At 32.8% G+C, this 16,136-nt stretch carries 11 protein-coding genes; 8 read left to right on the forward strand and 3 right to left on the reverse strand.

All coding sequences use genetic code 11. The features are described from left to right. Nucleotides 1–15: 15 nt before the first annotated feature. From AABL81_RS02405 to AABL81_RS02415, 3 genes are all read right to left on the reverse strand, one after another. Complete coding sequence (locus AABL81_RS02405; RefSeq protein WP_341340287.1) at nucleotides 16–2,046, reverse strand: M3 family metallopeptidase; 2,031 nt, start codon at nucleotides 2,044–2,046, stop codon at nucleotides 16–18. A gap of 580 nt (nucleotides 2,047–2,626) precedes the next feature. Further along, nucleotides 2,627–3,106 carry a 5-(carboxyamino)imidazole ribonucleotide mutase gene (gene purE, locus AABL81_RS02410; RefSeq protein ID WP_090405342.1) on the reverse strand — a complete coding sequence of 160 codons (480 nt, stop codon included), beginning with the start codon at nucleotides 3,104–3,106 and terminating at the stop codon, nucleotides 2,627–2,629. A gap of 2 nt (nucleotides 3,107–3,108) precedes the next feature. Continuing rightward, complete coding sequence (locus tag AABL81_RS02415; RefSeq protein ID WP_158209403.1) at nucleotides 3,109–4,263, reverse strand: 5-(carboxyamino)imidazole ribonucleotide synthase; 1,155 nt, start codon at nucleotides 4,261–4,263, stop codon at nucleotides 3,109–3,111. 655 nt (nucleotides 4,264–4,918) lie between these two features. Here AABL81_RS02415 and hpt point away from each other — a divergent pair. The 8 genes from hpt (at nucleotide 4,919) to AABL81_RS02455 (ending at nucleotide 16,131) form a co-directional block, all read left to right on the forward strand. Beyond that, nucleotides 4,919–5,455, forward strand: a complete 537-nt coding sequence (gene hpt, locus AABL81_RS02420; protein ID WP_158209402.1) for a hypoxanthine phosphoribosyltransferase — start codon at nucleotides 4,919–4,921, stop codon at nucleotides 5,453–5,455. 30 nt (nucleotides 5,456–5,485) lie between these two features. Beyond that, nucleotides 5,486–6,061: an adenylate kinase gene (locus AABL81_RS02425; protein WP_158209401.1), complete on the forward strand. Its 576-nt coding sequence runs from the start codon at nucleotides 5,486–5,488 to the stop codon at nucleotides 6,059–6,061. A 91-nt stretch (nucleotides 6,062–6,152) separates the two neighbouring features. Further along, nucleotides 6,153–7,160: a GTPase ObgE gene (obgE, locus tag AABL81_RS02430; protein ID WP_158209400.1), complete on the forward strand. Its 1,008-nt coding sequence runs from the start codon at nucleotides 6,153–6,155 to the stop codon at nucleotides 7,158–7,160. 129 nt (nucleotides 7,161–7,289) lie between these two features. Next, nucleotides 7,290–9,443 (forward strand): S46 family peptidase, encoded by a 2,154-nt coding sequence (locus AABL81_RS02435; protein ID WP_158209399.1) that lies wholly within the window; start codon nucleotides 7,290–7,292, stop codon nucleotides 9,441–9,443. A gap of 165 nt (nucleotides 9,444–9,608) precedes the next feature. Then, a complete protein-coding gene (locus AABL81_RS02440) occupies nucleotides 9,609–10,535 on the forward strand; it encodes a hypothetical protein (RefSeq protein WP_341340288.1) in 927 nt (308 codons plus the stop codon). Further along, nucleotides 10,495–12,813, forward strand: coding sequence for a hypothetical protein (locus AABL81_RS02445; RefSeq protein WP_341340289.1), 2,319 nt, complete (start codon nucleotides 10,495–10,497; stop codon nucleotides 12,811–12,813). Before AABL81_RS02440 ends, AABL81_RS02445 begins: the two co-directional genes overlap by 41 nt. A gap of 470 nt (nucleotides 12,814–13,283) precedes the next feature. Beyond that, complete coding sequence (locus tag AABL81_RS02450) at nucleotides 13,284–14,642, forward strand: UDP-N-acetylmuramate--L-alanine ligase (RefSeq protein WP_158209395.1); 1,359 nt, start codon at nucleotides 13,284–13,286, stop codon at nucleotides 14,640–14,642. Between the two features lies 1 nt (nucleotide 14,643). Continuing rightward, nucleotides 14,644–16,131, forward strand: a complete 1,488-nt coding sequence (locus tag AABL81_RS02455; RefSeq protein WP_341340290.1) for a potassium/proton antiporter — start codon at nucleotides 14,644–14,646, stop codon at nucleotides 16,129–16,131. Nucleotides 16,132–16,136: the final 5 nt, after the last annotated feature.

Below are 16,136 nucleotides of genomic sequence, written 5' to 3' on the forward strand. Positions count from 1 at the left end.
AATGGGCTTTTTGTTTTATTTAATCAAACCAGCTCTTTTAAGTAAAGCATCTGGAGTAGGTTCTTGTCCTCTAAATTGTTTGTATAATGTCATTGGGTGATCTGTACCTCCTTGAGACAATACATTGTCTTTAAATTTTGTTGCAATTTCTTTATTGAAGATTCCGTTATCTTTAAAGAAAGCAAAAGCATCAGCATCTAAAACCTCTGCCCATTTGTAGCTATAGTATCCAGAAGAATATCCCCCTTGGAAAATATGAGAGAAAGAAGTACTCATAGCATTTTCTCTTACGTCAGGATATTGAGCAGTAGCTTCAAATTGTGCTACTTCAAAGTCTTTTAAGCTTGTGATTTTAGTAGGATCTTGACCGTGCCATCCCATATCTAATAATCCAAAGCTCAATTGACGTACCGTTGCCATTCCCTCTAAGAAGCTTGCACTTTCTTTGATTTTTTCAACTAATTTCATTGGAATCGGTTCTCCTGTTTGGTAGTGTTTTGCAAATAATGCTAAAGCCTCTTTTTCAAAACACCAGTTTTCCATAATCTGACTTGGTAATTCTACAAAATCCCAGAATACATTAGTTCCCGATAAACCTGGATAAGTTGTATTAGCTAACATTCCGTGTAAAGCGTGTCCAAACTCGTGGAATAAAGTAGTAACCTCATTAAAAGTTAATAATGATGGTTTTGTAGCCGTAGGTTTAGTAAAATTACATACAATAGAAATATGAGGTCTTTCATTCACGCCATTTAAAACGTATTGATTTTTGAAAGACGTCATCCAAGCTCCGTTTCTCTTTCCTTTACGTGGGAAGAAGTCAGAGTAGAACACAGCAACAAACTCTCCTTTGTCATTTGATACTTCAAATGTTCTTACATCTTGGTGGTATTTGTCTATATCTTGAACTTCAGTAAAAGTTAATCCGTATAATTTATTAGCTACTTGGAAAGCACCATCCAATACATTTTCTAATTGGAAATAAGGTTTTAATAACTCATCATCTAAACTAAAGCGCTCTTGTTTCAGTTTTTCAGAATAGTAAGAACCATCCCATTTTTCTAATTGGTCGATATTATCTAATTTTTTTGCAAAAGCAGTAAGCTCTGCAAATTCTTTATCTGCTGCTGGTTTAGCTTTTGCCAATAACTCATTTAAAAAAGCATTCACTTTATCCGGAGATTGTGCCATACGCTCTTCTAACACAAAGTGAGCGTGTGTTTTGTACCCTAATAAATTAGCTCTTTCATGGCGTAATTTTACAATGTTAAGCACATTAGCTTCATTGTTGTGTTCGTTATCTTGGAAAGCCTTTTTACCAGCAGCAATAGCCATTTCTTTTCTCAATGCTCTATTATCAGCATAAGTCATAAATGGAATATAGCTTGGATAGTCTAAAGTAAATAACCAACCTTCTTTACCTTCTTGTTCCGCTAAGCTTTTTGCTTCTTCAATAGCTCCTTCAGGTAAACCAGCAAGGTCTTTTTTATCTATAATATTTAGTTGGTATTTATGTGTTTCTGCCAACACATTCTCTCCAAAAGTAAGCGATGTCTTAGATAATTCTGCATCAATTTCACGCAGTCTATTTTTTTTATCTTCAGGTAACAAAGCACCATTTCTTACAAAACTTTTGTAGTTTTTAGTCAATAGTGTTTTTTGTTCTGTATTTAAGTTCAAGTTGTCGATTTGCTCATATATCGTTTTCAAACGTTTAAACAATTCTTCATTTAAAGAGATATCATTGCTAAGAGCAGAAAGTAAAGGAGCAACTTCTTGTGCAATCTTTTGCATATCATCATTAGTCTCCGCTGAGTTTAGGTTGAAAAAGATATTAGAAATAATATCTAAACTCATACCTGAATACGCTAAAGCTTCTATTGTATTTTCAAAAGTAGGAGCTTCAGTATTTGAAGTAATAGCATTAATCTCCTCTTTAGTTTCGTTGATTGCTTTTTCAAAAGATGGTTTATAATCTTCTGTTTTTATTTTAGAAAAGGGAGCAGTCCCGTGTTTTGTATTGAATTGGGTATTTAATAGTGACATATTATATGTATTCAATTTTAATGTTCGTAGTCTTTAAAACATAAAAGTAAGTTTTTTTAGAAGAATGTGTTGTTAAATAAAATGGAATATTTTATAATAGTTTTTTAATCAGTTACTTGTGTTTTTAGTTAAAAGACAAGAAATTACTTTTTACTACTCTATTAATTCTATTTAAGTTTTCAAGTGTGCGATAGGTTCTTATAGAAGTGAACTATAAAGTTGTAAACTATTAATAGTAAAGGTGAAGCTGAGATAGAGTATACTTAAAGTAGTATTAGTAGTGTTTTGTATATACCATGTTCGGGACATCTACCACTCAAGTCCCACAGTAGTTCGGAAAAAAGCTCTTTTACCGAAGGTGTGTGGTAGGAATGTGGTACTTGTCTGGTATATGATACGTATAAGTCTTTGTATATGGGTGATTGAGAGGTGTTTTTGGAGGTGTAAAAGAAAAATAAATGCTATAGCGTGTATTTTTTTAACTGCTGTTTTCTTTTGGAAGTAAGCTATGTTTTATAAAAAAGAAACGCCGAAATAGAGAATCTATTTCGGCGTTTATATTATGCTGTAAAATGAAGGTTTACTTGATAGATTCAGCAGCTTTTAAAACAGCGTCTCTTAATCCATTTTTATACTCAATCATTTTGTTTAGTACTTCTTGGTTTTGGCTACCTAAGATTTGCAAGGCTAATAAACCTGCATTTTTTGCTCCATTTAAAGCAACTGTTGCAACAGGAACACCACCTGGCATTTGAAGTATAGATAATACACTGTCCCATCCATCAATAGAGTTAGATGATTTTACAGGTACTCCAATTACAGGAAGTGGCGACATAGAAGCAACCATTCCTGGTAGATGTGCTGCTCCACCTGCACCCGCAATAATTACGTTTATTCCTCTTTTATGAGCATTTGATGAAAAGTCAAATAACTTTTCTGGAGTTCTATGAGCAGAAACAATATCTACTTCAACGTCAATTCCAAATTCTTTAATAATATTAATGGCGTCTTGCATTACAGGCATATCTGAAGTACTGCCCATTACTACTGCTATTTTCATAATTATTTGCTGATTACTTTGATGGTTTCTTTTACTTGTTGAGCAATTGCTCTTGCTTTAGTCATATCTGGATTAACGATAGTAACGTGTCCCATTTTTCTGAAGGGTCTTGTCTCTCTTTTACCATAAATATGAGGTGTTACCCCATTAATGGCTAAGATTTCTTTCATCCCTTCATAATATACTTGTCCTGTATATCCTTCGGCACCTACTAAGTTAACCATAACACCAGCAACTTTGCTATCTGTGTCCCCTAAAGGTAAATCAAGGATAGCTCTGATGTGTTGTTCAAATTGTGATGTATAACTTGCTTCAATAGAATAGTGTCCCGAGTTATGTGGACGAGGAGCAACTTCATTAACTAAGATGTCATCATCTTCTGTTTGAAACATTTCAACTGCAAGTAAACCAACGTGGTTGTATTTTTCTGATACTTTTAAAGCAACCTCACGTGCTTTATCAGAAACTGCAGAAGGAATTCTGGCAGGGCAAATCACATATTCAACTTGATTTGCTTCTGGATGAAATTCCATTTCTACAACTGGGTAAGTTTTTATTTCTCCTGATACTGATCTTGCTACGATAACAGCTAATTCATTTTTAAAAGGAATCATTTGTTCTGCAATACATTCTACATTAGGTAGTTTGTCTAAGTCAGCCACAGAACGTACAACTTTTACTCCGTTTCCATCATATCCAAATTGAGCTGCTTTCCATACAAAAGGAATAGTAGCTTCATTATTGTTAACAGCATCTTTTAGAGATTCGATGTTATCAAATCTTTTATAAGGTGCGGTAGGGATGTTGTTCTGAGTATAGAAGTCTTTTTGTTTTCCCTTGTGTTGAATTAAACGTAGGGTAGAAGGAGAAGGAAATACGTTTAAACCTTCTTTTTCAAGTTGCTCTAAAGCATCAAGGTTAACGTTTTCTATTTCAATAGTTAAAGTGTTTACTGTTTTTCCAAAGCGGTAAACAGTTTCAAAATCCATTAGATCTCCTTGAAAGAACTTGTGAGCACCAAATTGTGCGGGTGCATCAATACTTGGATCTAAGACATTAGTTGCAATGTCAAATTTTCGAGTATCATAAAGGAGCATTTTGCCAAGTTGGCCACCTCCTAAAATTCCCAAACGGAAATCAGTTGAAAAATAATTCATTGTGTTGTTGTATAGTTATAACGACAAAGATAATTTAAAAAAGAATGAAATAGAATTCTGATGTATGATTTTAGAATTAACAGTAAATAATTGTGATAATGATGTTTTAATGAGTAATTGATTTTTAACAGAGTGTGTTTTAAGCTTTTATTGGTTAATTTTTAATATTAGTGTTTTTATTTTGAGTATAGTTTAAATATTGGTAAATAAATATGAATTATAATTTAAATTGAATTTTAATATTTTATTAATAAAATATTTTTTAGTTAAAAAAATTAACTTATATTTGAATTGTGATTGAGTGTTAATCATAGTATAGATAGTGGATGTATAAATGATATTTAAAAGTAATCTCAACGATAGAACTATTAACTTTGGTTTTAGAGTTAGATTGAATTAGTTTGTTTTAACGTAGCGTTTTATAACGCTACGTTTTTTGTTTATACCTTAAAATATTTATTCTAAAAGGGATTAAAATCTTGAGAAATATTTTAACTTTTAGAATAAGATTTTAATCATTATCTTTAAAAAGTAGACTTTACTTATCCGGTAGGTGGAGTGAGGTTTTTTTGTGTTTTCAGGCAATTCCTTTGCGTAGAAACTAATAAAGGTTTATTCTTTTTGTATATTTGCAAATTACGTATAACACAACACAATGGAAATACAAGTTTTAGATAAGGTTTTTGTTCCGTTTATTTCAAGGGAACGTATCGACAACAGATTAAAAGAAATCGCACAACAAATGGTGGTAGATATGAATGGGGAAGTACCTGTTTTTATCGGTGTTTTAAATGGATCATTTATGGTGATTTCTGATTTAGTGAAACACTACACAGCACCTTGCGAAATGAGTTTTGTGAAGATGGCTTCATATATTGGAACACAATCTACAAATCAAGTAAATCAATTATTGGGATTAGATATTGATGTAACGGATCGTAGAGTTATAATCGTTGAAGATATTGTTGATACCGGAAATACGTTGGTGGCTTTGAAAAAGTTATTTGAACAACAAAGACCAAAAGATATCAAAATTTGTACTTTATGTTTAAAACCTGAAGCGTACACAAAAGATATCCCGTTAGATTATGTAGCGTTTGAAATCGAGAATAAATTTATAGTAGGGTACGGAATGGACTATGATAAACACGGTCGTAACTTGCCTGAGATCTATCAAATAAAAGAACAATAATTAATACACTAACAGTATAAAACATATATAATGATTGCAATAGTTTTATTTGGAAAACCTGGTGCTGGAAAAGGTACTCAAGCTCAATTTCTTAAAGAAAAATACAATCTTACTCATATTTCAACAGGAGATGTATTTCGTTTTAACTTAAAAAACGATACTGAATTAGGAAAACAAGCAAAGGTTTTTATCGATAAAGGGGAATTAGTACCAGATGAAATCACAATTAATATGCTTGCTAATGAAGTAGCTAATAATATGGATAAAGCAGGTTTCTTATTTGATGGTTTTCCTCGTACAATTAAACAAGCTGAAGCTCTTGAAGAATTACTAAATGAAAAAAATATCAAGTTCGTAGCGACAATCGGAATTGATGCTGATGATGAAATTCTTGTTTCAAGAATTTTAGAAAGAGGTAAAACAAGCGGAAGAAGCGACGACCAAGATGAAAATAAAATCCGTAACCGTTATACTGAGTACAATGAAAAAACTGCTCCATTAATCAAGTATTATGAAGAGAAATCTAAATATACTGCTGTTGATGGAATAGGTGCTATTGAAGAGGTTACAGAAAGATTAAGTAAAGTTATTGATACATTAATATAGTGTAAACTATTTAATATTCATTAAAAAATATTACATTTGCCGCCCAATTCCTATGGCATAGTGCTTTAGGGTGGGGGAAAAACTTAAGGAAATGACTGAAGGGAATTTTGTCGATTACGTTAAAATATATGTAGCTTCCGGTAAAGGAGGTAGAGGTTCTACACACTTACACCGTGAAAAATTTATTGAAAAAGGTGGTCCTGATGGTGGAGATGGAGGACGTGGAGGACACGTTTATATCGTAGGGAATGAAGGTTTGTGGACGTTGTTTCACTTGAAATTTGCACGCCATATTAAAGCTGGTCACGGTGGTGATGGTGGTAGTTCAAGAAGTACTGGTTCTGATGGTGATGATAGAATTATCGAAGTTCCATTAGGTACAGTAGTTAAAGATAAAGAAACTGGAGAGGTATTGTTCGAAATCACTGAACACGGTGAAAAGAGAATTGTAGCTGAAGGTGGAAAAGGTGGTTTAGGTAACTGGCACTTTAGAAGTTCTACAAACCAAACACCAAGATATGCACAACCAGGTATGCCAAGTACTGAGTTAGATGTTATTTTGGAATTAAAAGTATTGGCTGATGTTGGATTAGTGGGATTCCCTAATGCGGGTAAATCTACTCTTCTTTCAGTAGTTACTTCTGCTAAACCAAAGATTGCTGATTATCCATTTACAACGCTTAAACCAAACTTGGGAATTGTAGCTTATAGAGATTTTAAATCTTTTGTAATAGCTGATATTCCTGGTATTATTGAAGGGGCTGCAGAAGGAAAAGGATTAGGACATTATTTCTTACGTCATATTGAGCGTAACTCTACGCTTTTATTTATGGTTCCGGCAGATGCTGACGATATTACTAAGGAGTATAATATTCTTTTAGATGAGTTAAGACGTTATAACCCTGAAATGCTTGATAAGGATCGTTTGTTAGCAATTACTAAATGTGATATGTTAGATGACGAATTGAAAGCAGAAATGAAAGAACAATTGGATGCTGAATTAGAAGGTGTTCCTTATATGTTTATTTCTGCAATTGCAAATCAAGGTATGCAAGAGTTAAAAGATAAGCTTTGGAAAATGCTTAACAGCTCTAAATAAATAGATTTAAATAATATTACCATATAAAACCGATCTGAATTTCAGGTCGGTTTTTTTTATTCTTGCAATTGTTGCATCTGTTTTTGAAGAAAAAAACTATCTTCGCAATCTAACACAGTATTTTAATTTATGAAAAAAGTCATTTTATTTTTAACTGCATTTTTGTTAGCGCTACCTTTTCAGGTAAAAGCTAATGAAGGAATGTGGTTTTTGATGTTCATTGATCGTTTAAATCAACGTGATATGGAAAAGATGGGACTGCAATTAACAGCAGAAGAAATTTATAGTATAAATAATCACTCATTAAAGGATGCTATTGTGCAATTTGATGGTGGGTGTACAGCAGAAATTATTTCTAACCAAGGTTTAGTGTTGACTAATCACCACTGTGGATATGATAAAATTGCTGACTTATCTACTCCAGAAGATGATATCTTAACAAATGGTTTCTGGGCTAAAGACAAAAATACAGAGCGTTCTGCAAAGAACTTATCTGTACGTTTTTTCGTTAGAATGGATAATGTGACAAGTCGTATCTTAAGCGTTGTTAGAGATTCAATGACTGAAGCAGAAAGAGAAAAAGCAATCAATCAAGAAATTGCTAAAATTCAGAAAGAGAATGATGGAGATGGTAAATACACTGTATCGGTTAAATCATTCTTTCAAGGAAATGAATTCTACTACTTCGTTTACCAAGATTACAATGATGTACGTTTAGTAGGTACTCCTCCTAATAGTATTGGTAAATTTGGTGGAGATACTGATAACTGGGAGTGGCCACGTCATACAGGTGACTTCTCTTTGTTTAGAGTTTATACAGATAAAAATGGAAACCCAGCAGAGTACTCTCCTGAGAATGTTCCGATGACTCCTAAGCATTATTTACCTGTTTCTATAACAGGAATTCAAGAAGGTGACTTCTCTATGATTTTAGGTTACCCTGGTAGAACTAATCGTTGGATGCCAGCACAAGGTGTAGAGCAAAATATTAAGTTTGCATACCCAGCTTGGGTTGAAGGTTCTAAATTAGGAATGGATGTAATGAAGAAACATATGTCTTTAGATGACGCTGTTCGTTTAAACTATGCTTCTAAATACGCAGGGGTTGCTAACTATTGGAAAAACCGTCAAGGTATGATTGATGCCTTAACGCAACATAATACAGTTGGTTCAAAAACTGAAGCTGAAAATGCTTTTAATAAATGGGCTAATAAAAAAGCTAACAAAGCAAAATACGGAAACGTAATCCAAGACATTAATAATTTCTATGCAGCTACAAATGAAAAAGCTCGTCATGATAATTACTTAATGACAATGATGCGTACTTCTATTTTAGCAGCAGCTCCTTATCGTTTAGCTGGAGGTATGGAAGCATACGCTTTAGGTGATGATAAGAAAAGAGATGAAATGCGTGAAGATTTTACAGCGTATGTTGAGAGTATTTACAATAGTGTAAGTGAGCCTTTAGAGCGTGAAATGTTAGCTAAACAATTAGCATTATATGCTTCTAAATCGGAAGGGTATGCTATTGCTCCATACATTGCTCAGATTGAAAAAGAGTATAATGGTGATTTCGAAAAATTCGTAAATGAAGCTTTTGATAAGAGTGTATTTGCTAATAAAGCTAAGATTGAAGCTTTCTTAAAAGATCCAAAAGATATTGTTGTATCTCGCGATCCTTTATTGAAATTGTCTTCTGCTATTATGGATAAATACAGAGAGAAATCAGATGCTTTAAGTGCTTTAGAAGATAAATACCAAAAAGCATATCGTTTATTTGTAGATGGTGTTCAGAAAAGTAATCCAACAGGAAAATACTATCCTGATGCAAACTCTACTTTGCGTTTAACTTATGGTACTGTAATTGGATTACCAAGAGGTAATAAAGTAAATGATGCAAAAGAAAATTGGTTTACAACATTAAAAGGAACTGTTGCAAAACACGTACCTGGTGATGAAGAATTTGAAGCTCCTCAAAAGTTAATCGACTTATACAATAGTAAAGATTATGGAATGTATGCTGATAAAGATGGTCATATGCCTGTAAACTTTTTAACTAACCACGATATTACTGGTGGTAACTCAGGTTCTCCAGTATTGAATGGAAAAGGGGAATTGATTGGTTTAGCATTTGACGGAAACATTGAAGCTATGGCAGGAGATGTTATCTATGATCCTAAATTACAAAGAACAATCAGTGTTGATATTCGTTATGTGTTGTTTATCATTGATAAGTTTGCAGATGCAAAACATATCGTTGACGAAATGACTTTAGTGAAATAAGACAATTTTAAAAAATATGAAGAATGCCTAATTTATTAGGCATTTTTTTTTGCACTTTTGTTAATCTAAATAAGAGGTAATAAAATGAGGTATTTAATTTGTTTGTTGAGTTTGTTTTTATTGCTCGGATGCGATTTTAAAAACAATAAAAATTCAAAAACATCATTGTCATATTATTATTGGCGTACGTCTTTTCAGTTAGATAGTATAGAGAAAAAGTCATTGGAAGAATTGAATATAAAGAAACTTTATATAAGGTATTTTGATGTCGTTCTTCAAGGCAATCAAGCTATACCTGTTAGTCCAATCATTTTTAAAGAACGGCTACCTCAGTTAGAAGTTGTACCTGTTGTTTATATTAAGAATGAAGTTTTAATTAACGAGCAGACTAACTTGTACACATTGGCAGAGAAGATAGTTGATTTTATTAGACAGGTAAATGATGTGAATGATGTAGACTGTCAAGAAATTCAATTAGATTGTGATTGGACTTTACAGTCTAAAGATCGTTTTTTTAAGTTGATCGAGTATATTAAAAAAGATATTGATTGGAAGTTGACATCAACAATCCGATTACATCAAGTTAAGTATGCATCAAAAACAGGAATACCTGATGTTGATGGTGGAGTACTAATGTATTATAATATGGGAACTATTGCTTCTGATAGTTTGAATTCTATTTATGATAGAAGCATAGCGAAAAAGTATATAGGAGGATTGAAAGATTATCCTCTAACATTAGATTATGCTTTTCCAATTTACTCTTGGGTAGTTCAAAGTAGAAATGGAAAAGTAATAAAGTTAATAAGTCGTGTACGCTTAGATGACTTAAAGGAAAAAAGTGGACTAAAGCAAATCAGTGAATTTGTTTTTAGTGTTCAAGAAGAAGGACTTTATTTTGGGGAGTATTTTCAAGTGGGAGATCAAGTAAAACTTGAAAGTATTAAACCAGAACAGTTGCAAGAAATGAAACAAGATTTGTATCAGGCAAGTGGTAAATGTCCATCTGAAATAATATTATATGATTTGAATTCAAAAAATGTGCGTTTTTATGAGAAAGAAGTTTTGGAAGAATTGTCTCTATGCAAGTAGCTTTTCTTTAATAGTAGGAATGGGAGCCTATACTTATGCGTGTGCAGACGATTGGTTTAGTTATTCGTCTGTATCGTCATTTGCACCAGAGGCTTTTGTTGATAATTCATATAAACCAATGTTTTTTGCGCCGAATGAGCGTTTTTATAATTGGGGTTATATGGATAATGTTTCTATGTTCAACGACCAAATTGTTGAAGATTGGAAAGCTTATTTAGGGAGTAGTGTACCTGAACACGTCATCAAAGAATACTTAGTAGAAAGTACGGATACAACTGATAATATACGTGATTTATATAATGATGTATTAAAGAAGAAAGCAAAAACGGGAACTTATAGTTTAAACCTGAAAGATGAAAAGGTTAGAAACTTTATTACATTCTTATATTTTGCAAAGGAGATAGAAACTTATAGTGCACAAACTATTAATTATTGGGATTACGAAAATCATATTGCGATTACAGCTTCTGATAGAGTGGTTAATGAAGTAGAGTCGTATTATAATAAGTTGAGTAAAAACGACACTTTCTTTACAAACCGTATGTGGTTTCAAGTAATGAAAGCCAAATTTTATTCTAAGGATAGAGCTTCGGTGATTTCTTATTTTGAGCGTACAGCAAACGGGCAAGTTAAGAATACTCTTTATTATCGCGCGTTGGGCTATGTTGCTGGTGCTTATTATCAACAAGCTAATTACATAAAGTCTAACTTGTATTATGCAGAGGTGTTTAATGCTGAACCTTCAATGAGACAAGTGGCATTGTATAATTTCAGACCATTAGACAATAAACAACTTCAGAATGTTATTAATAGTACCAATGATAAAGAAGTAAAAGCCGCAATTTGGGCGATTACTGGTTATTATAAAAGTTCGGCTGAAGCAATGAAAGAAGTCTATGCTATAGATCCAAATAGTAAGCATATAGATTATTTATTGACTCGCTGGGTGAATGAACAAGAGAGTGCTGTAAATGTTTTTGTAGATAGTAGTTTTAAGTCGAAGGATGAGTATTTCAAGGCTATAAAGAAGAAGATTGACATAAATACATTGAAATGGGTAAAACAAGTTGCTAATGATACAAAAGGTGTTCATAACCCTGTATTGTGGAAGTTGGCAGCAGGTTATATGGATGTGTTTCAAGGTAATTATAGCGAAGCAGAGAAATTAATAAAGGAGGCGAAAAGTTTTGTAAAAGGAGATGATAAACTATTGGCAGATCAAGTGAGATTGTTTGCTTTGATAAATACTGTTTCACAAGTTAAGAAGATTGATAAAACAGTTGAAAAATTGTTGATAACAGATTTAAAGTGGCTTTATAATGATTTGCCCAATGGTGATTATGAAGGAGCTTTTAGATATGACTATGCATCAAATTGGATACGCCAATTTTTATCTGCGGTTTATAAGGAACAAGGTAATTTAATTATGTCTGAACTATTGCTTAGTGATGGTAGTTCTTTCTACCAAGATGTGAAACGTTCTAATGAAATGGTAGCCTTTTTTAAAAAAACGAATAAGTCTGAAATAGAAAGTTTATTTGCTTCTCATTACAGGTTTAATTTGAGTGATATTTATGAAAGCCGTGCTATCTATTTGTATTATCAAGATAAGGTAGAAGAGGCTATCGTAGAAATGGAAAAGGCAGAGCCAGTTAGAAAGTGGAGTAGTTTTTACAATGAAGAAACGGTTGATGCATATAAAGAAGCTGAATTGTATGGAAACCCGTTCAATGGTAAGATAAAGGACTGTAATGACTGTGATCACGCTGCTAAGCAAAGTGTAAAATACAGCAAGCTTGCTTTCTTGAAAAAGGTAAAAGAAATGCAAGATAATGTTAAGAATGGTAACGATGTGTTTAACAATGCTATGTTGTTAGGAAATGCTTATTACAACACAACTTATTTTGGTAATGCAAGAATGTTCTATTATAATAATATTGTTGGAGAGTCAGGAAGTAATAGTATAATGTCAGAAAACAAATCGTTTTTGTTAAGTATGAAATTAGCTCAAAAATATTACAATATTGCTAAAGCTAATGCTACAACAAGAGAACAGAAAGCAAAGTTAGCTTACTTTGATGCTAAAATAGAACGCAATACATTTTATGTAGGGAAGTATCACGCAGATAGTTATTACTACGGAGCTTGGGGAGATGACACTGTGTTTAAAAAGTGGAGTGGATTTGCCGAGTTACAAGAAAAGTACAGCGATACTAAATACTATAAAGAAGTAATTAATGAATGTGGATATTTTAGAAAGTATCTTGGAATGGAATAATAAATAATAGAAACTCTGGGTAACTTAGGTTATTCAGAGTTTTTTATTTGGTTAAAGCTAATAGGATAACAAGGTTTAATCCGATTGAAATTGTAATTGGAAAAAGTGATATCACAATTGCAAATAGAGAAGGGGTGAGCTTATTGTTTATCTTTTTAGATTTGTTGTAAGAGAGAATTGAAAACAATAAAGCTGTACAACCCAAGATGAATGCGATTATATTAACAATTGGTATAAATGAAATAATGATTGCGATAAACGAACAGATAAATGATAAGAGATTATAGACAAAGCAAGTACTTGCTATATTCGCTTTCTCATAATTTGTAAGTTGCTTGTTCATTAGAAAAGACTTAATAGTTAGATATTTTAGTCCTAATATAGCTGTATTTTGATTAAAAATAAGTATGTTTTCTTTTTAAAATTGTATTTTTACGCTAAGTTGAATTTATTGATCAAAATAGAAAATAATGCGTGTACATTTTATCGCAATAGGAGGGAGTGCAATGCACAATTTAGCTCTGGCATTGCATGCAAAAGGTGATGTTGTATCGGGTAGTGATGATGCTATCTTTGAACCTTCAAAAACAAGACTTGCTCAACAGGGACTATTACCAGAACAAGAAGGTTGGTTTCCTGAGAAAATAACTTCAGATATAGAGGCTGTAATTCTTGGTATGCACGCTAAAGGAGATAATCCTGAATTAGCGAAGGCAAAAGAATTAGGCTTGAAAATATATTCTTATCCAGAGTTCATTTACGAACACTCAAAAAATAAAACGCGTGTTGTAATTGGTGGTTCTCACGGAAAAACAACCATTACATCTATGATTCTTCACGTTATGCATTATCACGGTGTAGAAGTGGATTATTTAGTTGGTGCTCAATTAGAAGGGTTTGACCGAATGGTAAACTTAACTTCTGACAATGAATTTATGCTAATAGAGGGAGACGAATACTTATCGTCTGCTTTAGATTTACGCCCTAAATTTCACTTGTACCAACCTAATATTGCTTTGCTTAGTGGTATAGCTTGGGATCATATTAATGTGTTCCCAACTTTTGATAACTACGTGGAGCAATTCAGCATCTTTGTTGACAAAATTGTTAATGGAGGAATCTTAATCTACAATGAGGAAGATGCAGTTATCAACGAAATAGTTGAAAATACTAAAAACCCAATTCGCAAATTACCTTATGCAACTCCGGAATATTCAATTGACGGAGGGGTTACTTATTTAGAGACTCCAGAAGGACCAATGCCTTTAGAGGTATTTGGTAAACACAATTTAAGCAACTTGAGTGGGGCTAAGTGGGTTTGTCAAAATATGGGTATTGATGAAGAAGATTTTTATGAAGCTATCGCCTCTTTTAAAGGAGCATCAAAACGCTTAGAGAAGTTATGTGATAATGGAAGTACTGTTGTATTTAAAGATTTTGCGCATTCTCCAAGTAAAGTGATTGCTACTACTGAAGCTGTAAAAATGCAGTATCCAAACAAGAAGGTTATCGCGTGTTTAGAATTGCATACTTACAGTTCTTTAAATGCAAACTTTTTGAGTGAGTATGAAGGAGCACTTGCTAAAGCTGATGAAGCAGTTGTATTTTACTCTTTAGAGGCTTTGAAAATTAAGCGACTTGATGAAATCTCATCAGAGCAAATGGTTAATGCATTCAAGAAAGATAATCTTGTAACGTATACCAATGCTGCTGATTTTAGAACGTATTTAGATGCTTTAGATTTAGATAATACCGTATTACTATTTATGAGTTCTGGTAATTACGGAGGATTAGACTTAAACGAATTTGCCAATAATTTGATTACATAATATGCACACTATTACTCCTGAAAATATTTTATTAGTAGGATCTGTTCTTTTATTTGTTAGTGTTTTAGCAGGTAGAACTTCATTCCGTTTTGGAATTCCAGTTCTTTTAATGTTCCTTTTTATAGGAATGCTTGCAGGTTCGGAAGGACTTGGTGGAATTCATTTTGATAACCCACAATTGACACAGTTTATAGGAATTGCATCGTTGAATTTTATTTTATTTTCAGGAGGATTAGATACGCATAAAGATGATATACGCCCCGTCGCCGCAAAAGGAATAGTACTCTCCACTTTAGGAGTGTTACTTACTGCTTTTGCGGTAGGGGCGTTTGTTTTTTACATATCTCCATTCACCTTTTTAGAGTCATTATTGTTGGGGTCTATTGTGTCTTCTACAGACTCTGCTGCTGTATTCTCTATACTGCGTTCTAAAGGATTAGGCTTGAAGAATAATATCAGACCAATGCTTGAGTTAGAGAGTGGTAGTAATGACCCAATGGCATATGTTCTTACGATTACAGTTTTGAGCTTTATGCAGATTCCGGATATGAGTTGGTTTTCCATATTAGAGTCGTTTGTTTTACAAATGTTAGTTGGTGCTGTTATGGGATTTGTAATGGGGAAAGCTGGTCGCTATGTATTGAATAAATTAGATTTAGGGTATGAAGGCCTTTATATGGTAATTGTACTTGCACTAATGTTCTTTACTTTCTCTTTCACAGATGTAATTCGTGGAAATGGATTCTTAGCTGTTTATATTGCAGGATTAGTCTTAGGTAATTCGAAGGTTGTTCATAAAAAACAAATCATACGATTCTTTGATGGAATGGCTTGGATTATGCAAATTGTCTTGTTCTTGACCTTAGGACTTTTAGTGTTCCCATCTGAAATTATTAATGTTGCTGGAATCGGTATTGCTGTTTCAATCTTTATGATTTTGGTAGCAAGGCCTATTGCAGTCTTTATATGTTTATCTTTTTTTAAGGTGGATATTCGAACCAAAACATTTGTGTCTTGGGTTGGTTTAAGAGGAGCAGTTCCTATTGTATTTGCTACTTATCCTTTAGTAGTAGGAGTTCCTCAAGCTGATGTTATTTTTAATATAGTTTTCTTTATTACACTTATATCTATTTTATTCCAAGGGAGTACAATTTCTTTGTTTGCTAAGTGGTTAAAATTAGATTTACCAGAAGAAGATAAGGTTAAGGAACAATTGACATATGATTTAGATAATCGTGAAATGACCTTAATGGCAATTGTAGATGTTAAAGAACATTACCCTGTTGTCTCAAAGAGCTTGGTTGATATTGATTTGCCATCAAGTGTTATTATAGCAATGATAAGAAGAAATAAACGATTCTTTATTCCAAGTGGTTCTACTGTTATTGAGGCAGGAGATAAGATTGTACTTCTGGCAAGTGATCGGGAAGAGAAGCGAAAAACGACTGCTTTTTTTAGAGGAGAAGGTTTTTTAGGTGTTGAAGAATAAGTAAT

Origin of the sequence: Myroides sp. C1519 (assembly GCF_038039755.1) — a bacterium.
GTDB lineage: Bacteria > Bacteroidota > Bacteroidia > Flavobacteriales > Flavobacteriaceae > Flavobacterium > Flavobacterium phaeum_A.